This window comes from Caballeronia zhejiangensis, from assembly GCF_000698575.1.
GTDB lineage: Bacteria > Pseudomonadota > Gammaproteobacteria > Burkholderiales > Burkholderiaceae > Caballeronia > Caballeronia zhejiangensis.
The window spans coordinates 1-20,232 of sequence record NZ_JFHD01000053.1 but is presented as its reverse complement, the minus strand read 5'-3'; the positions used below and the strand labels follow the sequence as shown (position 1 = coordinate 20,232).

General features: G+C 62.8%; 18 protein-coding genes. 7 read left to right on the top strand and 11 right to left on the bottom strand.

Annotation, left to right across the window (positions count from 1 at the left end; all coding sequences use genetic code 11):
* Positions 1 to 17: 17 nt before the first annotated feature.
* Positions 18 to 509 (bottom strand): dihydroneopterin aldolase, encoded by a 492-nt coding sequence (locus BG60_RS33465; protein WP_075583615.1) that lies wholly within the window; start codon positions 507 to 509, stop codon positions 18 to 20.
* A 327-nt stretch (positions 510 to 836) separates the two neighbouring features.
* Between BG60_RS33465 and BG60_RS33460 the strand changes: the two genes are divergently transcribed.
* From BG60_RS33460 to BG60_RS33450, 3 genes are read left to right on the top strand one after another with little or no spacing between them, the layout of a single operon-like run.
* A complete protein-coding gene (locus tag BG60_RS33460; protein ID WP_008354347.1) occupies positions 837 to 2,894 on the top strand; it encodes a sigma-54-dependent Fis family transcriptional regulator in 2,058 nt (685 codons plus the stop codon).
* Positions 2,891 to 3,490 carry a flavoprotein gene (locus BG60_RS33455; RefSeq protein ID WP_008354346.1) on the top strand — a complete coding sequence of 200 codons (600 nt, stop codon included), beginning with the start codon at positions 2,891 to 2,893 and terminating at the stop codon, positions 3,488 to 3,490. The genes BG60_RS33460 and BG60_RS33455 overlap by 4 nt, the downstream gene beginning before the upstream one ends.
* Entirely contained in the window at positions 3,469 to 4,869 is a 1,401-nt protein-coding gene (locus BG60_RS33450) for a DUF6513 domain-containing protein (RefSeq protein ID WP_008354345.1), read from the top strand. The genes BG60_RS33455 and BG60_RS33450 overlap by 22 nt, the downstream gene beginning before the upstream one ends.
* On the opposite strand, the gene BG60_RS33445 is transcribed toward BG60_RS33450, so the two are convergent.
* On the bottom strand, positions 4,866 to 5,414 hold the full coding sequence (locus BG60_RS33445) for a thioredoxin family protein (protein WP_008354344.1): 549 nt from the start codon (positions 5,412 to 5,414) through the stop codon (positions 4,866 to 4,868). The genes BG60_RS33450 and BG60_RS33445 overlap by 4 nt on opposite strands.
* A gap of 192 nt (positions 5,415 to 5,606) precedes the next feature.
* On the opposite strand from BG60_RS33445, the gene BG60_RS33440 reads away from it, so the two are divergent.
* Positions 5,607 to 6,983: a glycosyltransferase family protein gene (locus BG60_RS33440; RefSeq protein WP_008354343.1), complete on the top strand. Its 1,377-nt coding sequence runs from the start codon at positions 5,607 to 5,609 to the stop codon at positions 6,981 to 6,983.
* A gap of 164 nt (positions 6,984 to 7,147) precedes the next feature.
* Here the strand turns inward: BG60_RS33440 and fba are convergent, their stop codons facing one another.
* The 7 genes from fba to BG60_RS33405 form a co-directional block, all read right to left on the bottom strand.
* A complete protein-coding gene (gene fba / locus BG60_RS33435) occupies positions 7,148 to 8,185 on the bottom strand; it encodes a class II fructose-bisphosphate aldolase (protein ID WP_008354342.1) in 1,038 nt (345 codons plus the stop codon).
* A 28-nt stretch (positions 8,186 to 8,213) separates the two neighbouring features.
* On the bottom strand, positions 8,214 to 10,256 hold the full coding sequence (tkt, locus tag BG60_RS33430; protein WP_008354341.1) for a transketolase: 2,043 nt from the start codon (positions 10,254 to 10,256) through the stop codon (positions 8,214 to 8,216).
* A 35-nt stretch (positions 10,257 to 10,291) separates the two neighbouring features.
* The gene (locus tag BG60_RS33425) at positions 10,292 to 11,164 is read right to left on the bottom strand and encodes a phosphoribulokinase (protein WP_008354340.1); all 873 of its coding nucleotides are present in this window, start codon (positions 11,162 to 11,164) and stop codon (positions 10,292 to 10,294) included.
* A gap of 49 nt (positions 11,165 to 11,213) precedes the next feature.
* Positions 11,214 to 12,308 (bottom strand): class 1 fructose-bisphosphatase, encoded by a 1,095-nt coding sequence (locus BG60_RS33420; RefSeq protein WP_008354339.1) that lies wholly within the window; start codon positions 12,306 to 12,308, stop codon positions 11,214 to 11,216.
* A 16-nt stretch (positions 12,309 to 12,324) separates the two neighbouring features.
* Entirely contained in the window at positions 12,325 to 13,245 is a 921-nt protein-coding gene (gene cbbX / locus BG60_RS33415; protein WP_008354338.1) for a CbbX protein, read from the bottom strand.
* Between the two features lie 15 nt (positions 13,246 to 13,260).
* Entirely contained in the window at positions 13,261 to 13,677 is a 417-nt protein-coding gene (locus tag BG60_RS33410) for a ribulose bisphosphate carboxylase small subunit (RefSeq protein ID WP_008354337.1), read from the bottom strand.
* A gap of 686 nt (positions 13,678 to 14,363) precedes the next feature.
* A complete protein-coding gene (locus BG60_RS33405) occupies positions 14,364 to 15,857 on the bottom strand; it encodes a form I ribulose bisphosphate carboxylase large subunit (protein ID WP_034474177.1) in 1,494 nt (497 codons plus the stop codon).
* A 392-nt stretch (positions 15,858 to 16,249) separates the two neighbouring features.
* Here BG60_RS33405 and pqqA point away from each other — a divergent pair, with 392 nt between their 5' ends.
* From pqqA to BG60_RS33395, 3 genes are all read left to right on the top strand, one after another.
* Entirely contained in the window at positions 16,250 to 16,324 is a 75-nt protein-coding gene (gene pqqA / locus BG60_RS40025) for a pyrroloquinoline quinone precursor peptide PqqA (RefSeq protein ID WP_008354335.1), read from the top strand.
* An 80-nt stretch (positions 16,325 to 16,404) separates the two neighbouring features.
* Entirely contained in the window at positions 16,405 to 16,971 is a 567-nt protein-coding gene (locus BG60_RS33400) for a DUF447 domain-containing protein (protein ID WP_008354334.1), read from the top strand.
* A 36-nt stretch (positions 16,972 to 17,007) separates the two neighbouring features.
* A complete protein-coding gene (locus BG60_RS33395) occupies positions 17,008 to 17,697 on the top strand; it encodes a (5-formylfuran-3-yl)methyl phosphate synthase (RefSeq protein WP_033536730.1) in 690 nt (229 codons plus the stop codon).
* 699 nt (positions 17,698 to 18,396) lie between these two features.
* On the opposite strand, the gene BG60_RS33390 is transcribed toward BG60_RS33395, so the two are convergent.
* Both BG60_RS33390 and BG60_RS33385 read right to left on the bottom strand, forming a co-directional pair.
* The gene (locus BG60_RS33390; protein WP_008354331.1) at positions 18,397 to 18,984 is read right to left on the bottom strand and encodes an amino acid kinase family protein; all 588 of its coding nucleotides are present in this window, start codon (positions 18,982 to 18,984) and stop codon (positions 18,397 to 18,399) included.
* A gap of 68 nt (positions 18,985 to 19,052) precedes the next feature.
* On the bottom strand, positions 19,053 to 20,183 hold the full coding sequence (locus BG60_RS33385; RefSeq protein WP_008354330.1) for a hydantoinase/oxoprolinase family protein: 1,131 nt from the start codon (positions 20,181 to 20,183) through the stop codon (positions 19,053 to 19,055).
* Between the last annotated feature and the right edge of the window lie 49 nt (positions 20,184 to 20,232).

The window sequence follows — 20,232 nt, the reverse complement described above, 5'->3', positions numbered from 1 at the left end:
AAAAAACCAAAAACCCATCACCCCGGCACATACCCCCGCCCGATCCAAGCAAGGCTAACAGAACCGCCGCCCCGCACATCGACGCTACGTCGTCGCTCAATCACAACACCCACAGCATCGACATCATCGAACTTGGCTGGCTTGGCCAGCGTAACCCTTACCCAATGCGCACCGAAATCCGCGATAAGCATCTGCGCGATGCGCTCCGCCAGCGCCTCCAGCAACTGCAATCCATGCGACGCAAGCAGCCCGTGAACCGCCTCCCGCACTGCCGCATAGTTGACCGTGTCCTCGATCCGATCCGTCACGCAGGCGCGCAACGACGGCACTCCGATCGCGAGGCTCATCCGCACCGGCTGCGGATCATGCAGCTCGCTCTTGTCGATGCCGATAACCGTCTGCCCCGTCAGTCCCTCGATATAAACGATGTCCATTGCAGCATGCGATAGGGACGCATCAGGTTGCGGCGCAACATACGCAGCTTCGCGGATCGGTTCGAATCGGCCCATATGTTCATCACCGCGCGAATGCGGCCCTTTATAGAAAAGAGACCCGGCGCCAATCGCCGAATCCATCCGCGAATGGCAAGCAAAAAGCGGGCGCGTTCGCATCACTCTATGCGACTACTTATTGAACCTACGCGCCTAAGGATGTACAGTTTTTGAGAACCGGTCGTTCGGGTCCGCAGACAGCACCTGAAATCTCCCGATCATCCGGCCACGAGGCGCGCCTTCAGGCACGATTGGCCGCAGCGCCAGCGTAAAACACAACAGATTCGGCGTCGAACGGCCGCGCGAAACGCGCACCGGAATGCGGCGCAACGGAGACTTGCCCCCATGTCGTCACTTGCTGACGTAGACACGCATGTCCGGGAAGTGCTGAACATCGTCAATAATCCGCTGGCCGCGCGCCGCGCCAGCGATTCGGTCGCGCAATCGTGGCTGCGATGCCTCACGGAATTCAGGCTCGATCCAGGCCGCTTCGTCATGCCGCCCGTGCTCGCGCAGCACGAACTCAACGAGCGTCGCGAAGCCGCGAGCGATCTCATCGCGTGCTCGAAGCTCGAAATGACGACGCTCTATCAGCAACTCGCCGATCCTGAACTCGCCGTCGTGCTCGTCGATGCCGATGGCGTCATCGTGCATCAGGTGTCGTCGGTGCCGTTCGGCGAAGCCGTCGCCGCCGACGGCCTGCGCGTCGGCGCGATGTGGAGCGAGCGCGAAGCCGGTACCAACGGCATGGGCACGTGCCTCATCGAGCGCGACTGCATCGCCGTTTGTCAGCACGAGCATTTCTATCCACGCTATACATCGCTCACGTGCTCCGCCGCGCCGATCTTCGATGAACGCGGCACCGTCGTCGGCGTGCTCGATGTCACGAGCCGCTCGAAGCTGTTGCAGCAGCATTCGCTCGTGCTCGTCGGCATGTCGCGGCAGATGATCGAAAATCGTCTGATCGATGCGCGCTACCGGCACGCGAACATGATCCACTTTCATAGCCGGCCCGAGTTCGTCGGCACTCTGCATGCGGGCAAGCTCGCCGTCAGCGACGACGGCGTCGTGCTCGCCGCAAGCCGCAGCGCCCTCTTCCAGCTCGATCTGCGCTCGCCCGCCGAGCTGTGCGGCAAGCGCATCGAGGAAGCGTTCAATGCGTCGCTCGAAGACATGATCGCGCGCAGCATTCGCGGCTCGTTCCATCCGGTGACGGTCTACAGCGCGAAGGCGAACAGCCGCTTCTTCCTCACTGCGCAGACGTCGCGCGAAGGCGCGAAGGGCGCAACGCGCATCCTGATGAACGATCCGGCATCGCGCGATCTGTCCGCGCCCGGCGCGCGCGCCAAAGCGTCGAAGAAGGACGCGCGCGAGCCGGCATCGGCGGGCCGCCTCGACAAGCTCGCGCATCTGGAGTTCGGCGATCCGCGCATGGCCTCGCAGATTCAACTCGCGGCGCGCGTGATCCAGCGGAAGATCCCGATCATCCTGCGCGGCCAGACAGGCACCGGCAAGGAAGTCTTCGCCAATGCGCTGCACAGCATCAGCCCCAACGGAACCGGTGCGTTCGTCGCGGTGAATTGCGCATCGCTGCCGGAGAATCTGATCGAAAGCGAACTGTTCGGATATCGCGCCGGTGCGTTCACCGGCGCGCAGCGTGAAGGCCGTCGCGGCAAGATCGTGCAGGCGAACGGCGGCACCCTTTTCCTCGATGAAATCGGCGACATGCCGCTCGCGTTGCAAGCGCGTCTTCTGCGCGTGCTCGAAGAACACGAGGTGACGCCGCTCGGCGCGGAAACGACGGTAAAGGTGGACTTTCAGCTCATCAGCGCGAGCCACCGCAATCTCGTCGAGCTCGTGCAAACGGGCATGTTCCGCGAGGACCTGTATTACCGGCTGAACGGTATCGAGATCAATCTGCCGCCGCTGCGCGAACGCGCCGATGCGCTCGCGCTCATCGGCCATATTCTCGAGACCGAAGCCGAAGAGCCGCCCGCGCTTTCCGCCGAAGCGAAGCAGGCGCTCTTGAACTATCCGTGGCCGGGCAATATCCGCCAGTTGCGGCATGTGCTGCAGATGGCGATCGCACTCTGCGACGGCCCCGAGATTCGCTGCGCGCATCTGCCGCCAGAGATCGCGAACGGCGTCACGCCGGTCACGCAAACCGCCGCACGCACGCCGATAACCGCAGCGCCGCATCTCGCCGACGATGCCGATACGTCGTCGCTCAACGCGATCCAGGTCAAGGAGCGCGAGACCGTGCTTCAGTTGCTCGACGAGCATCGCTGGAACGTGAGCAATGTCGCGAAGGTGCTCGGCATCAGCCGCAATACGCTGTATCGCAAGATGCATCGTCTGCATATCCGGCTGTCGCACGATACGCCGGGCGCATCCGACGCATGACGCAACCCACGCCCGCCCGCCGGCTCGACGAGTTCAAGCCCGACGCGCGCTTTGCGTGGTGCGTGACGGGCTCGGGCCATATGCTCGAGGAATCGATCGCGCTCGCACGGCAGCTTCCGGGCGTCGATCTGTTTCTCTCGTCTGCCGGCGAGGAAGTGCTGCCGCTCTATGGCTGGACTGTCGCGAAACTGCGCGAGCACTTCAAGGTGTTGCGCGACAACAGCGCGAGCAGCGTGCCCGTCGGCATGATCTATAACGGCGAATATCACACGGTCGTGATCGCGCCCGCGACGAGCAACACCGTCGCCAAATGCGCGTTCGGCATCTCCGATACCCTGCCCACCAATCTCTATGCGCAAGCCGGCAAGCAATGCGTGCCGGGCATCGTGTTCGCATGCGATACCGCGCCCTCCGTCATCACGCACGCCCCGCACGAATGGGTCGAAGTGAGGCCGCGCGCGATCGAGTTCGAGAACGTCGAGCGGCTCGCGCGCTTCGCGCATACCACGGTGGCCCGCTCGCTCGACGATCTCAAAGCGGCGCTCGATCAACGCCTGGCGGACCTGAAGCTCGCATGGAACACATCGTCTTCCTGACGGGACGGCTCGCGGAGCCCAGCCTTCGGCAAGTGCTCGAAAGCATCGCGCCTGTGGCCGCAGGATCGCCGTTCACATGGGAAGTGCGCGAGATCGGCCTTCAGGTCGCGGGCCTGATGACCGCCGACATGATCCGCCGGCGCGTCGCGACGCCCTTGAGCGAAGGCACGACTCGCATGATCGTGCCCGGCCGATGCCGCGGCGATCTCGACGCCCTCACCGCGCATTACGGCGTGAAGGTCGAGCGCGGTCCCGAAGAGGTGAAGGACTTGCCGCAATTCTTCGGACGCGAGGCGCGGCATGTCGATCTGTCGCGCTACGAGACGGAGATATTCGCGGAGATCGTCGATGCGCCGCGTCTCGATCTCGACGGCATCGCGGCGCGCGCGCGCGAATACAAGCGGCAAGGCGCGGATGTAATCGATATCGGCTGTCTGCCGGAAACGCCGTTTGCTCATCTCGAGGACGCGGTCGCGATGCTTAAAGAGCAAGGCTATCGCGTGAGCGTCGATTCGATGCGTGAAGAGGAACTCGTGCGCGGCGGGCGCGCGGGCGCGGACTATGTGATGAGCCTCAACGTCGATACGCTATGGATAACTGATGAAATTGCGTCGACGCCGATACTCGTGCCGCGCGAGCCCGCGGACGTCGCATCGCTCGATGCCGCAATCGACGCGATGACGAGGCGCGGCCGCGCCTTTCTCGCCGATCCGATTCTCGATCCGATTCCGTTCGGACTCGCGGCGTCCATCGCGCGTTACGTGTCGTTGCGCGAGCGTCATCCCGAAGTGCCGATCATGATGGGCGTCGGCAATGTGACCGAGCTGACCGAGGCCGACACGAGCGGCATCAACGCAGTGTTGTTCGGCATGGCGGCGGAATTGCGCATCGCCGCCGTGCTGACGACGTCGGTCAGCCTGCACGCGCGCCGCGCCGTTCGCGAAGCCGATGTCGCGCGTCGCGTGATGCACGCCGCGCGCGAAACGCAGACGCTGCCCAAAGGCATATCCGCCGATCTGTCCGCGCTGCACGCAAAGCGGCCGTTTCCGTACGATGCCGAAGAGATCGCCGCATTCGCCGCCGCCGTGCGCGATCCGAATTTTCGCGTGCAAGTATCGGCGGACGGCATACATGTCTATAACCGCGACGGGCATCACGTCGCCGTCGATCCGTTCGCGCTCTATCCCGCGCTGAAGATCGAAAACGATGGCGGGCACGCGTTCTACCTCGGCGTGCAGCTCGCGCGCGCGGAAATCGCGTGGCAGCTGGGCAAGCGCTTCGATCAGGATGAGCAACTCGATTGGGGATGCGAAGTCGATCGGCCCGATGAAGACCTGATGGCGTGGCATGCGCCCGGCAGCACAAAAAAGACAAGCTAAGGCTTCCATTTGATCGAGCAGCCGAGCGCGGGATATTGCGCTTCGGGCGCTTCGCCGTTTATCGCTACTGCGCGCATCGCTTCGAAGAGATCGCGGCGCGCATCGGGCAAAGCCTGCTTGCACGACGCATCGATTCGGCCGCGATAGTTCAGGCGCAATTCGCGGTCGAAGCCGAAGCACTCCGGCGTGCAGACCGCGCCATACGCGCGCGCGATTTCCTGCGTTTCGTCGTGCAGATACGGAAACGGCAGGTTCCATTCTTCGGCGACCGCGATCATGCGATCGAAGGCGTCGTCGGTGTAGACGGCCGCATCGTTCGAATTGATGCCTGCCACGTTGACGCCGATTTCATGCAACGCGCGCGCATCGCGGATCAGGTTCGGCATCGCGGCCTTCACGTAGGGACAGTGATTGCACATGAAGACAATCACGAGGCCGTTCTCACCCTTCAGAGAATGCGGTGTGTGCATGCTGCCGTCGGTCGCGGGGAGCACGAAACCGGATGCGATCGCGCCGAGTTCGGCAGTCGGTGATTCGGTAGGCATGATGACATCGCTCCAAAAAGGTTGCTCGAACTATTCAATGGTTGACTGCAAATAGCCTAAAATGCGGTTCCGCTAACAACATGAACTACGGCGTAATCCTTAGTTTTTTGTACTTCGCATCCGCCGTTGAACATTTCTCCACGCCTTTAAGCCTTCGCGCAGCTCTCCTTTCAACGGAGCGGCGCCGCCATCATGCAAGTCATCAGTCTTTTTCTTCACCCCTCCCGCGCAGCGCTCGACAATCATCGACACTATGCCGCCTTGCATGGGTATCGCCATATCGTCATCGACGCGGCAGACATCTATCGGAACGCGCCGGCGCAATGGCTCTTCAAGTACGAGTCGCTGCTTTCCGAAATGCACCGCGCCGAAGAGGGCGAGATCGTTTTGTTGCTGAGCGAGAACGCTGCGATCGTCGAGCCGGTGCCGCTCGACTTCGTGCTCGGCGAACGCGACTGGCTGCTCACCCGTATCAAGGACGTGCAGCCTCAACCCGATGTTCAAATCTGGCGCAACACGGCTCGGGTGCGCGCCGAGCTGCTGAAAGTCGTGAATCGCTGCCGGTTCGGATCGCCTATACCGCCAATCGAAACCGACCTGCTCGATGCCTTCGATGCATGCACGTTTCCTCGCGTTTGCGGTAACGCGCGGAACCCGATCTACGCGGTGCTCGCCGCCAGTGGCCCCCTCATGCCCGTATGGCCGCGGTTTCGCGTATTCGCGCTCGCTATCGCCGAAGAGCACGCCGATCTCTCGCGAACATGCGTGCATCCCCGGCTGCGGGAAGCGCTCATCGAGCATCTCAATGCACATCGCAACAACCATGCGCGTGCGTTCGAGGACGGCGCATCCGATGAAAGCACGATGACGGCCATGAGCACCTGCAATCCCGGACGGCCCGTGTCGATCACGACCGTCTACACGCCAGAGGCAGCGATCTACGGACGCATCGCAGAAGCGAACCTGCGTGAGTATTGCGAACGTCATGGCTATACCTTGTACGTGCATCGCGAGGTTCCGCGCCGCATCGCCGAACGCCTGCCGATGCGCGGCAATTGGGTCAAGCCTTTCCTGCTGCGCGAAAATCTCCCGCATCACGAATGGGCTTTCTGGCTCGACGCCGACACGCTCGTCAACGATCTCGACCGGCCGCTCGAGTCTTTCTGCAGCAGCCGCGATCTCGTTCTTGCGCGCGATGTCGGCACCTGGATTTTCAATTCAGGCGTGATGGGCTTTCGCCGCACGCCTGCGAATGCCGCGCTACTCGATCGGGTCATCGCAAGCGTCGAGAACGTCGATGACAAGCAAAGTCTCGTATCGGGCGGCGGGGATCAATGGCATTTCAATTGCGCGGTCTCGGAGCAGGCATCGTTGGGCAGCGAAGACATATGCAGCCTCGTTGACATCAACACGCCGTGGGGCTTTCGTGTGCCGTCGAGCTTTCTCGTTCACTATCACGGCATGTCGCCGCAGATGCGGGCGCTGCTCATGTCGTACGATCTTCGATTGCGCAGGGCCGAGATGGAACATGCGGGGATGGCTGTCGGTGATTCGGTAGGCATGAAATAGGTCCCAATTGTTTCGATTGGCGGTTTGGCATATTGGTGGGGCGATTGCACTCGGATAGCATCGAAGTTCTCCTTAACTATCCGAGGACATGAGTATATTTTCAGTGTCGAAGAAGCGCAGAAGGATCTGCCTGAAGCCGCCCGTCTCACCGAGCGGCGCTCCTCTCAGTGATACCGCTTCGCCATCGCCTCGAGTCCCATCGGCCTGATGCGATCCGCGTGTCCCGCGCAGCCGAACGCCTCGAACCGCTCGACGCATAAATCCCGCGCCGCCGCCGTCGCCGCCTTCAGCGCATGCCTCGGATCGAACTCCGACTTCGCCGACGCCATCGCGCGCCGCATCGCGCCGGTCATCGCGAGCCGGATATCCGTATCGATGTTCACCTTGCGCACGCCGTTCGCGATGCCGCGCCGAATTTCATCGACGGGCACGCCGAACGTCGCCGGTATCTCGCCGCCATGCTCGCGGATGATCGCGAGCCATTCCTGCGGCACTGACGACGAACCGTGCATCACGAGATGCGTATCCGGAATGCGCGCGTGAATCTCGGCGATGCGATCGATCGCGAGAATATCGCCGGTTGGCTGGCGGCTGAACTTGTAAGCGCCGTGCGACGTGCCGATGGCGATCGCGAGCGCATCGATGCCCGTCGCCTCGACGAACGCGCGCGCTTCGTCGGGATCGGTCAGCAGGCGATCGTGACTCAGCGCGCCTTGTGCGCCGACGCCGTCCTCGTCGCCGGCGCGCCCCGTCTCCAGCGATCCGAGACAACCCAGCTCGCCCTCCACCGACACGCCCACCGAATGCGCCGCCTCGACGACGCGCCGGCTCACGTCCACGTTGTAGTCGTATTCCGCGGGCGTTTTCTGATCGGGCATGAGCGAGCCGTCCATCATCACGGAGGTGAAGCCCGAACGAATCGCCTGCTGGCAAACCGACGGGCTCGCGCCGTGATCCTGATGCAGCACCACCGGAATATCCGGATGCGCCTCGACCGCCGCCAACACCAGATGCCGCAGATACGGCTCGCCCGCATACTTGCGCGCGCCCGCCGACGCCTGCAGGATGACCGGGCTTCTCGTCGCCTCGGCCGCCTGCATGATCGCGTGGACCTGCTCCATGTTGTTGACGTTGAACGCGGGCACGCCGTAACCGTGCTCCGCCGCGTGATCCAGCAACTGCCTCAATGCGATGAAAGCCATCGTGATGTCTCCATGCAAAACGCGAAAATCATGCGGCCACGCGGCGCGCTTCGTCGACGAGCGCATCGGTCGTCACGCCGAAGTGCGCGAACAGTTCGCTGGCGGGCGCCGATTCACCGAAGCGATCGATGCCGATCACGCCGCCATTCAGCCCGACGTACTGCCGCCAGAACGCCGTGACGCCCGCTTCGATCGCGACACGCGGCACGCCTTCGGGCAGCACGCGTTCGCGCCACGCGTTGCACTGGCGATCGAACACGGTCGTCGAAGGCATCGACACGACGCGCGCGAGAATGCCCTCTTTCTTCAGCGGCTCGACGGCGGCGAGCGCAAGCGCGACTTCCGAGCCGGTCGCGATCAACACGACGCGGCGCGCATCGCGCTCGCAAGTCGAAGGCCAGTCGGCGAGCACGTAGCCGCCGCGCTCGATGCCGTCGATCTGCGCTTCGTCGCGCGGCACGAACGGCAAAGTCTGCCGCGACAACAGCAGACACGAAGGCCGGTCGCGCTCGATCGCGCCGATCCACGCCTGCATCGTCTCGACCGTATCGCACGGACGCCACACGTCGAGGCCCGGAATCATGCGCAGCGTCGCGGCGTGTTCGATCGGCTGATGCGTCGGGCCATCCTCGCCGAGTCCGATGGAATCGTGCGTGAAAACGAACACCGTTCGCGTCTTCATCAGCGCGGCCATGCGCAGCGCATTGCGCGAATAGTCGGAGAACGTCAGAAACGTGCCGCCGAACGGCAGATACCCGCGATGCAGCGCAACGCCGTTCAGCACCGCGCTCATGCCGAACTCGCGCACGCCGAAGTGGATGTAGTTGCCCTTCTCCGGCGCGGCGCTTACATCGACCGCGTCCTTCCAGCGCGTGAGATTCGAGCCGGTCAGGTCGGCCGAACCGCCGAGCAGTTCGGGCAACGCGCGCGCCAGTCCTTCGATCGCGAGTTGCGACGCCTTGCGGGTCGCGATGCTCTGTCGCGCGCGATCCGCATCGCGCACGAGCGTATGCGCCGTGTCGCGCCAGTTCGCGGGCAACGCGCCGCGCACGCGCCGCTCGAATTCGGCGGCCTCGCCCGGAAACACGCGGCGATACGCACCGAAGCGACGATTCCAGTCGTCCTGTGCCGCCGCGCCCGCCTCGCGCGCGTCCCACAGCGCGCGTATCGGCGATGGGATCTCGAACGGCGGATGCATCCAGCCAAGCGCGTGCCGCGTCGCTTCCACTTCGTCGGCGGGAAGCGGCGCGCCGTGCACATCGTGCGTGCCGGCCATCTTCGGCGCGCCGAGGCCGATCACCGTCTTGCAGCAGATCAGCGTCGGCCGGTCCGACTCGCGCGCGAGCTGCAACGCATGCGATACGTCGTCGACATCGTGGCCGTCCACCGCGCGCACGACATGCCAGCCGTACGATTCGAAGCGCTTCGGCGTATCGTCGGTGAACCAGCCGTCGACGTGGCCATCGATGGAAATGCCGTTGTCGTCGTAAAGCACGGTGAGCTTGTTCAGCCGCAACGTGCCCGCAAGCGACGCCGCTTCGTGCGACACGCCTTCCATCAGACAGCCGTCGCCCGCGAAAACATACGTGCGATGGTCGACGATCTCATGCCCCGGCCGATTGAACTCGCGCGCGAGCAAGGCTTCGGCAAGCGCCATGCCGACTGCGTTCGTCAGCCCTTGCCCGAGCGGTCCGGTCGTCGTTTCGACGCCGGGCGTCACGCCGAATTCCGGATGTCCGGGCGTCTTGCTGCCCATCTGCCGGAAGCGCTTGATCTCGTCGATGGACAAGTCATAGCCGCTCAGATGCAGCAACGCATAGAGCAGCATCGAGCCGTGCCCGTTCGACAGCACGAAGCGGTCGCGATCGGGCCAGTCGGGATGGGCGGGATTATGTTTCAGATGACGTCCCCATAACGCGACCGCGATCTCCGCCATGCCCATCGGCATGCCGGGATGACCGGAGTTGGCCTGGCTCACGGCATCGACGGCTAGCATGCGCAACGCGTTCGCCATCTGCCGCGTGTCGGGTGAGCGATGAAGTCGGGGCAATGCTTCAGCGACGGCATTCATGTGATGCCTCCTTGGATGCGATGATGAGAAACCTTTCATGCGCGCGCGCGCCGGTCGCGTAGCTGCAGGATCATCGGCGTGAAGATGAGCTGCATCGCGAGACCCATCTTGCCGCCGGGCACGACGATCACATTCGGCCGCGACATGAACGAGTCGTGCAGCATCGTCAACAGATACGGAAAGTCGATGCCCTTCGGCTTCGCGAAGCGGATCACGACGAAGCTCTCGTCGGGCTGCGGAATCTCGCGCGACGTGAACGGGTTCGACGTATCCACGGTCGGCACGCGCTGGAAATTCACATGCGTGCGCGAGAATTGCGGGCAGATGTAGTTCACGTAATCGGGCATGCGGCGCAGGATCGTATCGACGACGGCTTCATGCGAGTAACCGCGCATCGTCTGATCGCGATGCAGCTTCTGAATCCATTCGAGATTGATGATCGGCACCACGCCGACGAGCAAGTCCGCATGACGCGCGATATCGACCTTGTCGGTGACGGCTGCGCCATGCAGGCCTTCGTAGAACATCATGTCCGTGCCGGGCGTGACGTCTTCCCATGGCGTGAAGGTGCCCGCTTCCTGCTTGTAATGCACGGCTTCGCCTTCATCGTGCACGTAGTGGCGAAACTTGCCGCCGCCGGTTTCGCCGTAGGTATCGAACAGCGTTTCGAGTTCATGCAGCAGATTCGCTTCCGGCCCGAAGTGGCTGAAGTTGACGAGACCGTCGCGTTCGCTCTGCTTCATCGCTTCGCGCATGCCGAGGCGATCGTATCGATGGAACGCATCGCCTTCGACGATCTGCGCGTTGATTTTTTCGCGCCTGAAGATATGCGTGAAGCTCTTCATGACGGTGGTGGTGCCGGCGCCGCTCGAACCGGTCACTGCAACGATCGGATGTTTGACTGACATGCGCTTGTCTCCCTGAATGTAATCGATGAGCGCCGTTTCAGATGCGGGATCAGGCTTCCGTTTCCGGCAGGAACAGCGAGCGCTCCTTGAACAAGGGCGACGTGAACGGCTTGTCCTCGCCGCGATCGTATTCGCCGTGATAGCGCTGAATGCGGTCGACTTCGTTGCGTGAGCCGAGTATCACGGGCACGCGTTGATGCAGCGCTTTCGGCTCGACATCGAGAATGCGTTCGCGCCCGGTGATCGACAGCCCGCCCGCCTGCTCGACGAGAAAGCTCATCGGGCTGGCTTCATACAGGAGACGCAGGCGGCCTTCCATCGCTGGCGTCTTGAAGTCGCGCGGATACATGAACACGCCGCCGCGCATGAGGATGCGATGCACTTCCGCGACCATCGATGCGATCCAGCGCATGTTGAAGTCCTGCGCGCGGCATCCGGTGCGGCCGTCCTTGCATTCCTGCACGTAGCGGCGCACGGGGGGTTCCCAGAAGCGCTCGTTCGATGCGTTGATCGCGAACTCGCACGAATCCTCGGGAATGCGAATATCGGAGTGCGTGAGCACGAAGTTGCCGACATCGCGTTCGAGCGTGAAGCCGTGCGTGCCATTGCCGACGGAGAGCACGAGCATCGTCGACGGGCCGTAGATCGCATAGCCTGCCGCAACCTGCTCGCGGCCCGGACGCAGAAACGCTGCATCGTTGGGCGCGTCGCTTTCGTCGCTCGCGCGCCTCAACACCGAGAAGATCGATCCGACTACGCCGTTGATATCGATGTTGGACGAGCCATCGAGCGGATCGAACGCGAGCAGATACTCGCCACGCGGATACGGCTCGGGAATCGCGTAGACGTCGTCCATTTCTTCCGACACCATGCCCGCGAGCAGACCGTCCCATTCGCAATGCTGCAGGAAGATATCGTTGGTCACAAGGTCGAGCTTCTTTTGTTCCTCGCCATGCGTATTGATCGATTGTGCCGAGCCGTGCTGTCCGCTCAACGCGCCGCGCGTCAATGCGGCCGCGATCGTCTTGATCGATGCGGCCACGTCGATCAACAGCGCGGAGAGTCCGCTCGCCGCCTCGGGTCCGGGCTTGCGGTCGAGCGTGTCGATCAGGAACTTCGATAAGGTCGTGCGTCCATCCTGCATCGCGTTCTCCTTCGAGTTATGAATCGGTGAACACGCGGCTCGCGCGGATATCGCTGGCGTCGAGTTGCATCAGCGCGTTGGCATCGGCGACACCGTTGCCGCTTTCGGCCGCGGCGAACAGCCGGTTCGCCTGACGCAGTCGCGCGCGATCCAGCGCATTGCGCACCGAACGCGCGTTGGCGAAGTTCGGCTGTCTGATGCGATGCGCGAGATAGTCTTCGAAGGCGCATCGCGCGGCGTCGTCGAAGCGGTAGTGCATGTCGCTCAGCATGTGCTCGGCGATTTGCAGAAGCTCGCCGGGCGCGTAGTCCGGAAATACGAGGTGATGCGCGATGCGCGAACGAAAGCCCGGGTTGCTATGAAAGAACGTCTCCATGCGCGACTCGTATCCCGCGAGGATCACGACGAGGTCGTCGCGCTGGTTCTCCATCGTTTGCAGCAGGATTTCAATGGCTTCCTGTCCGTAGTCGCGTTCGTTTTCCGGGCGATACAGGTAATAGGCCTCGTCGATGAAGAGCACGCCGCCCATCGCACGCTTGAGCACTTCGCGCGTTTTGGGCGCGGTATGGCCGATGTACTGGCCGACGAGATCGTCGCGTGTCACCGAGACGAGATGATTGCGGCGGATATAGCCCAGGCGATGCAGCACTTGCGCCATGCGCAGCGCAACCGTGGTCTTGCCGGTTCCGGGATTGCCCGAGAAGCACATGTGCAGCGTGGGCGCACCCGATGCGATACCGAGTGTCTCGCGGGCGCGCTCCACGAGCAGATGGGCGGCGATCTCGCGGATGCGCGTCTTGACCGGCGCGAGGCCGATGAGATCGCGGTCCAGTTCCGCCAGTACTTCGCCGATGCGCGATTCGCGATAGAGCGCCATCAGGTCGGCGTGCATCGCTTTCGCTTGCGGCGCTTCTTCGAGCGTGGCTTCGGCGTTCATGGTCGGTGTTCCTCATCAATAACGCTCGCCGCTCGGGCGATCGGTTGCGTAGGTGCGGATCGCATAGCGCTGGATGCGGCTTCTGTCGTCCTGGCGTTCGAGTCGGAAGCCTCGTTCTTCCGCTGGGCGATTCACCATGAACGAGAGGCGCATCGTTTCGAATCCGCGGACGGAGTCGAAGGCGTTTACTTTGATGTAGTGGTTCGGATACGTCTTGCGGCATTCGTTCACTTCCATCAGCACGCCGGCGGCATCGTGGAGGTCGAACATGGGGAGGCCCCACATTTCCCAATACGTATTCCTTGGATGGGGATCGTCGGTGTATTCTACCGAGCAGGCCCAGCCTTGCTCTAACGCGTAATTGATTTGTGCGGATATTTCTTCGTCGGTTAATGGTGGCAGGAAGGAGAATGTTCCTTGGGTGATGTTCATTTCGGCATCCTTAGGTTGATTGGTTCATGCTGCTTCTATGAAATCCTGTGTTCGCGGCGGTCTATTAGCGTTGCCCCTGTGCGGGGCGGCACTCACTTTCTTTGCTGCTGCAAAGAAAGTAAGCAAAGAAAGCAGCTTCCGATACGCCCGCGGTCACACGCAATTTGGGTAGTCCTCTCGTCCATCGTGGGCTGCCTAAAGAGTGCCCCCAAACACCCCATCGGGCTTGGCTCGCGCACGGTCTGTAACATCGCACCACATAACAAACTGGTTCAGCACGAAATAGCTCCAGCCCGCTTCGCGGCCGACCCGGTCAATCGGGTCCGCGCGTGCTTCTCTACTAACGTCTCCATCTCACTGCAATCGCCGCCCTTTGGTTTCCCTTGCGGACCCGGCGGCAGCGCGTAGCGCTGTGCCGAAGCAGTTTCGTGCTGAACCAGTGTCCTCAACACCTTCGGGCGGCAGACCGTGCGCGATCCAAGCCCGATTAGGTGTTTGAGGGCACTCTTTAGGCGAGTGCCGCCTGGGACGAGAGAACTACCCAACGTGCGTGTGACCGCGGGCCTGAAAAGCTGCTTTCTTTGGTTACTTTCTTTGCAGCAGCAAAGAAAGTGACTGCCGCCCCGCACAGGGGCAGTGCTAATAGACCGACACGAAAACGGGATCCGGCGACAACAACAAACCTCTTATACCCCCGCCGTAGCAGTAACAGCAAAATCCGGCGTATCCGTCGACGCATAGTTGAAAGTGACATCGCGCCAGGTATCGAGCGCCTGCTGCAACGGCGTACACCTCCGCGCGGCGGTTTCAAGAATATCGGGGCCTTCACGAGCAATATCCCGCCCTTCATTCCGCGCTTTCACCATGGCTTCGAGCGCGACGCGATTGGCCGTCGCCCCGGCCTGAATCCCTTGCGGATGTCCAATCGTCCCGCCGCCGAATTGCAGAATGCAGTCATCTCCAAAGAGATCGAGCAACTGATGCATCTGCCCTGCGTGAATCCCGCCCGATGCCACCGGCATCACCTTGCGCAACCCCGCCCACGGTTGATCGAAGAAGATCCCTCGCGACCGATCAGGCTCATTGCGCGCCTCGCGGCACACGTTGTAATAGCCCTGCACCGACAACGGATCGCCTTCCAGCTTGCCGACGGCAGTGCCCGCATGAGCATGATCGACGCCCGCCATCCGCAGCCACTTCGCGATCACGCGAAACGAGATGCCATGATTGCGCTGCCGCGTATAAGTCCCATGTCCCGCGCGATGCAGATGCAGGATCATGTCGTTGCGACGCGCCCACTTCGACATCGACTGAATAGCGGTCCAGCCGATCACGAGATCGATCATCACGATGCACGACCCGAGTTCCTTCGCGAATTCCGCGCGCTCGTACATGTCTTCCATCGTGCCGGCCGTCACGTTCAGATAGTGACCCTTCACTTCGCCGGTCTCGGCTTGCGCGCGGCTCACCGCTTCCATCGCGAAGAGGTAACGATCGCGCCAGTGCATGAACGCCTGCGAATTGATGTTCTCGTCGTCCTTCAGAAAATCGAGCCCGCCTTTCAAGCCTTCGTACACGACGCGCCCATAGTTCTTTCCCGACAAGCCGAGCTTCGGCTTCACGGTCGCACCGAGCAGCGGACGTCCGTATTTATCGAGCCGCTCGCGTTCGACGACGATGCCCGTCGGCGGTCCCTGAAACGTCTTCAGATACGCAACGGGAATACGCATGTCTTCGAGCCGCAGCGCCTTCAACGGCTTGAAGCCGAACACATTGCCGATGATCGACGCCGTCAGGTTCGCGACCGATCCCTCTTCGAAAAGATCGAGTTCGTACGCGATGTAAGCGAAGTACTGCGGCTCGTCGGCGCGCGCATTCGGCACCGGTTCGACGCGATACGCCTTCGCGCGGTACATGTCGCATGCAGTGAGACGGTCGGTCCACACGACCGTCCATGTCGCCGTCGACGACTCGCCCGCCACGGCCGCAGCCGCTTCCTCCGGCTCGACACCCGCTTGCGGCGTGATGCGAAAGAGCGCGATGACGTCGGTGTCCTTCGGCGTGTAATCGGGCTGCCAGTAGCCCATCTCGCGATACTTCATGACGCCGGCCGCATAGCGCGAGCGCGGATCGGACGGATTGCGCACCGCCTCGACGGCGGCCTTGCTGAAGTCGTTCATTCCGTTTCCTCGACAGTGAGATGAGAGTGGCGTCGCGGTGCTGCTCGAAGCGATCGCCGCTTGTGAACCGCGCCCTGCTGTCATTGCAGAGTAAGCACGCGTCGCACAGAAAGGAATTCACGAATTACTTGCCCGGGCTTAAGCGATGCCTTAGTCGGGAATAGCCCTGATGCGTTTATGAACGAAGCAATGGGACACTGTGTTCTGATTTCGTCACAGTCGGCGCGCATGATGAGCGAGCCGCGCTCTTCGGCATCCGCTTCATGTCATTGGCATGGCGCTTGCATCGTCGAAGGGCCGGCCCCCTCCCGGCCGCCTGGCGGATTCGTCCGCATCGGCAAATCATCGAAGCGGTATCGAGGCATCAACCCGACTCATCTGGAGGAACGCCCATGCAATGGACTACGCCGAGCTTCACCGATATGCGTTTTGGTTTTGAAATCACGATGTATATCGCCACCCGCTAAACGCGGACCGAACCCGCACGAAGCCGCATCGAAGCGATGGCGGCTCTTTCGTGCGGCTACGAATACTTTCGCCGACCATCATGATTTACGAGACCATCGTCACGACCGCGGATCGCGATGGCCGGCCGCATATCGCGCCGATGGGCGTGCGCTTCGAAGAGGGCCTCGCGATTCTTGCGCCGTTCCGTCCGTCGACGACGCTCGATAACGTCATCGCGACGAAGAGCGCCGTCATCAATCTGACGACGGACGTGCGCGTGTTCGCGGGCTGCGTGACGGGCATTGCGCGCGACTGGCCGACGGTTGCCGCGAGCACGGTGCCAAGCGTGCGGCTCGCATCGACGCTCGCGCATATCGAGCTGCGTCTCGCCGAACTTCTCGATGACGAAGCGCGCCCGACGTTGCGCATGGAATGTGTGCATCGCGAGACGCATGCGCCGTTTCCGGGCTTCAATCGCGCGCAGGCGGCGGTTGTCGAAGGCGCGATTCTCGTGAGCCGGCTGTTCATGTTGCCGCCTGAAAAGGTGGATAGCGAGGTGGCGTATTTGCGGATCGCCATCGACAAGACTGCGGGCGACGCCGAGCGCGAGGCCTGGCAATGGCTTTTGCAGGCGATCGAGGCGCATCGCGCGAAGGCTGTGAGCTGACGCGTTTTCCGTAGCCATCCCTCTGGAGTTTCGACGATGACCGCATTGCTCGCGAGCGTCCGCTCGGCCGACGAAGCCTTCGATGCGGCGGACGCCGGCGCCGAACTGATCGACCTGAAGGAGCCGGGCGCGGGCGCGCTGGGCGCTGTTGCGATCGGCGATATCGCGCGTATCGTGGGGGCGTTGCGTGCGCGGTATGCGGTGCGGCCGATCAGCGCGACGATCGGCGATTTGCCCAACGATGCGCTCGACGAGATGACCGCGCGCGTGCTCGATGTCGCGGCTACGGGCGTCGATTATGTGAAGGTCGGGGTGTCGCCCGGGGCGGGCGCTTTTGCGTGCTTGCGGCATCTGGCGAGCTTGCCGGCGGCTGTCGTGCCGGTGTTGTTATCCGACGATGGCGTGGATCGCGAACTGGCCGCGCTTGCGGCGCAACTGGGCTTTGTGGGCATCGTGTTCGATACGGCGAGCAAGGACGGGCGCACGTTGTTCGATTGCGTCGATGTGGGGGCGCTTGCTTCCTGCATCGGCGATGCGCGCAAGCGGGGGACGATGATTGCCGTCGCCGGATCTTTGAGGTGGGACGATCTCGACAGGATTCGTTTGCTCGCGCCGGATATCGCCGGGTTTCGTGGGGCTCTTTGCGATGAGCGCGATGGACGTACTGGGAGGCTTGATCCGCTTCGCGTCGAGAAGTGGGTTCGGGCTTTGCATCTTGCTCGCTGAGCGTTTGTTATTCGGGGGCTTTTTCGCCGGACCCCGGTTTCGCGTCGGTCTATTAGCGTTGCCCCTGTGCGGGGCGGCACTCACTTTCTTTGCTGCTGCAAAGAAAGTAAGCAAAGAAAGCAGCTCGTCACGGCCCGCGGTCACACGCAATTTGGGTAGTCCTCTCGTCACAGGCGGCACTCGCCTAAAGAGTGCCCTCAAACACCTAATCGGGCGTGGCTCGCACACGGTCTGCCAACCAATAACTTCGAGGGCGCTGGTTCAGCACGAAATGGCTTCGGCACAGCGCTACGCGCTGCCGCTGGGTCTGCAAGGGAAACCAAAAGGGCGGCGATTGCAGTGAGATGGAGACGTTAGTAGAGCAGCACGTGCAGTCCCGATTGACCGGTCGGCCGCGAAGCGGGCCGGAGCTATGTGGTGCTGAACCAGATTGTTGTGTGGTGCGATGTGACAGACCGTGCGCGAGCCAAGCCCGGTGATTGTGATGAGGGCACTCTTTAGGCAGCCCACGATGGACGAGAGGACTACCCAAATTGCGTGTGACCGCGGGCGTATCGGAAGCTGCTTTCTTTGGTTACTTTCTTTGCAGCAGCAAAGAAAGTGACTGCCGCCCCGCACAGGGGCAGTGCTAATAGACCGACACGAAAACGGGATCCGGCGAAATCAAAAGCGATAAGCAAAACCAAAAGCGAAGAAAATTCAAACCGCCACGTTGAGCAATCGATCCCGCATAACCCCTACATCGGACTTACTCAAAACCTCGACGACATAATTTGCATCCCGCACATAAGCCGCAAACCGCCGATCCAGAATGCCTTTAGAAGCCAGCGCCTCGAGCGGCGCATTCGCCTCGACCTCGCAAGACTTCACGATCATCAACCGCTCCGCATTAAGCGAAGTAGAAAGCCACGCGGCGAGCGAATCCGAAGTGGTATCCCAGTTCGTCATGGAATCGGGCGTCGAGCGCATCAGATCGGTCGGAACCCAAACCGCCACACGCCCATCGCGCAACGCGCGCCGAATCCTATCCTCGTTCGACGCCAGCACGAGCTCCGGCACCACGCCCTGCATCAGAATCGCGTACTGCGCCATCGCGAGCAGACACATGTTGTGAGCCGCGAGATCGTCGAAATGCCACTCCTGCTGATACTGCCGCACCGCGTCCGCGAAATCGCCGCCGCCCGGCACGATCACGACGCGCCCGCCGCCCACTTCCCATAGCCGCGTCAACCACTCGCGCAGCGCCGGGTCGTGACTCAGGCTTCCCCCGATCTTCACCACCCACATATTCCTGTCCTCGTTCGATCAAGCCGGCGGGCCACGCACCCGCGTCCTTCGCTATGTTTCGCACGCTATCACGCAGCGCGCGCCGATGCATCGTTCGACAGATGCGCTTCGTTGCCTCCCGCGCCCTTCATCGCCATCGACGCCAGCAGCGCAACCGCCACGCTCGGCGCGCACGTCGATACCCATTCGGCACGCGTCGCATCGTCGCCGTCGATACCCGCGAGACGCGCGAAGTCGACATAGCTGCGCGCCTCCTGCCGCGCCAGCGCCGCCGCCAGAAAGCGCCCGCAACCCGCGCCCACGATCGGCGCCGCCGCCAGCGCCGCATCCTGCGCAACGACGCGCGCCAGATTCGTCTCCAGCGCGCGCAATTGCTCGCGCCGCCAGCCCTGCGCGAAACGCCGCCACTCCGCATCGCTCGCATCGGCGGCGTCGCGGCCGATCATCCGCGCAATCCGGACGCGGCTCGCAGCCTGCGTCTTCGGCCCGTTGTCGGCGCTCGGATGCTGGTCGTGCTCGGGCCACAACTCGCCCGTCAGACGATAGACATCCGCGGTCGTCGCGAACCATTCGTTCATCACGCCGGCGTGCTCGCCGCGAAACGCGATGCGATGCGCGAGCCCGCACAACGGCGTTCGCACCACGCCCTGATACACGAGCTCACCGCTCACGAGCCGTTCGGCGTCGCTGGTGCCGCGCGCCACGACGCGTCTGCCGACGATCGGAATGATGTCCGTCGTCGTGCTGCCGATATCGACGAGCAGCGCATCCGGCAGGCACGCCGCGACCCATTGCGCGGTCGCGAGCCAGTTCGCCGATGCGACCTTGCGCCAGTGTTCCGCGCACGCCGAGCGCGCGAGCCAGCCCGCGTCGCCGGCGAAAAACATCGTGCGCGGCCCGAGCCTTTGCGCAAGCGCGCGCGTCAACGCACGCACGCCCTCGGCGCGGTCGGCGAAGAGATCGACCATTTCGCCCGTCATCGTGACGGCGTGGCGCGCGGCCGGATCGGCGGCGGCGGGCCAGCGCTCGAACATCGCGTCGATCGCGCGTTCCAGGTGCGCCATGCCCTGCCACAGCGGACACGCCCATTGCGCGACGTCGGCGAGCACGCCCGCGCGCGTCGCCATCGACACCTTGACGTGCGCGCCGCCCACGTCCCAGCCGAACACCGGCGCATCGTGCAATGTCGGTGCCGTCATGACGACGCTCCGGCGCACGCGCGCAGCAATCCGGCATCGCCGTCGAAGC

Excerpts from the sequence above, each read along its gene's own strand:
- BG60_RS33465 (WP_075583615.1), bottom strand. The coding sequence starts at position 509 with ATGGGCCGATTCGAACCGATCCGCGAAGCTGCGTATGTTGCGCCGCAA.
- BG60_RS33460 (WP_008354347.1), top strand. The coding sequence starts at position 837 with ATGTCGTCACTTGCTGACGTAGACACGCATGTCCGGGAAGTGCTGAAC.
- BG60_RS33455 (WP_008354346.1), top strand. The coding sequence starts at position 2,891 with ATGACGCAACCCACGCCCGCCCGCCGGCTCGACGAGTTCAAGCCCGAC.
- BG60_RS33450 (WP_008354345.1), top strand. The coding sequence starts at position 3,469 with ATGGAACACATCGTCTTCCTGACGGGACGGCTCGCGGAGCCCAGCCTT.
- BG60_RS33445 (WP_008354344.1), bottom strand. The coding sequence starts at position 5,414 with ATGCCTACCGAATCACCGACTGCCGAACTCGGCGCGATCGCATCCGGT.
- BG60_RS33440 (WP_008354343.1), top strand. The coding sequence starts at position 5,607 with ATGCAAGTCATCAGTCTTTTTCTTCACCCCTCCCGCGCAGCGCTCGAC.
- fba (WP_008354342.1), bottom strand. The coding sequence starts at position 8,185 with ATGGCTTTCATCGCATTGAGGCAGTTGCTGGATCACGCGGCGGAGCAC.
- tkt (WP_008354341.1), bottom strand. The coding sequence starts at position 10,256 with ATGAATGCCGTCGCTGAAGCATTGCCCCGACTTCATCGCTCACCCGAC.
- BG60_RS33425 (WP_008354340.1), bottom strand. The coding sequence starts at position 11,164 with ATGTCAGTCAAACATCCGATCGTTGCAGTGACCGGTTCGAGCGGCGCC.
- BG60_RS33420 (WP_008354339.1), bottom strand. The coding sequence starts at position 12,308 with ATGCAGGATGGACGCACGACCTTATCGAAGTTCCTGATCGACACGCTC.
- cbbX (WP_008354338.1), bottom strand. The coding sequence starts at position 13,245 with ATGAACGCCGAAGCCACGCTCGAAGAAGCGCCGCAAGCGAAAGCGATG.
- BG60_RS33410 (WP_008354337.1), bottom strand. The coding sequence starts at position 13,677 with ATGAACATCACCCAAGGAACATTCTCCTTCCTGCCACCATTAACCGAC.
- BG60_RS33405 (WP_034474177.1), bottom strand. The coding sequence starts at position 15,857 with ATGAACGACTTCAGCAAGGCCGCCGTCGAGGCGGTGCGCAATCCGTCC.
- BG60_RS33400 (WP_008354334.1), top strand. The coding sequence starts at position 16,405 with ATGATTTACGAGACCATCGTCACGACCGCGGATCGCGATGGCCGGCCG.
- BG60_RS33395 (WP_033536730.1), top strand. The coding sequence starts at position 17,008 with ATGACCGCATTGCTCGCGAGCGTCCGCTCGGCCGACGAAGCCTTCGAT.
- BG60_RS33390 (WP_008354331.1), bottom strand. The coding sequence starts at position 18,984 with ATGTGGGTGGTGAAGATCGGGGGAAGCCTGAGTCACGACCCGGCGCTG.
- BG60_RS33385 (WP_008354330.1), bottom strand. The coding sequence starts at position 20,183 with ATGACGGCACCGACATTGCACGATGCGCCGGTGTTCGGCTGGGACGTG.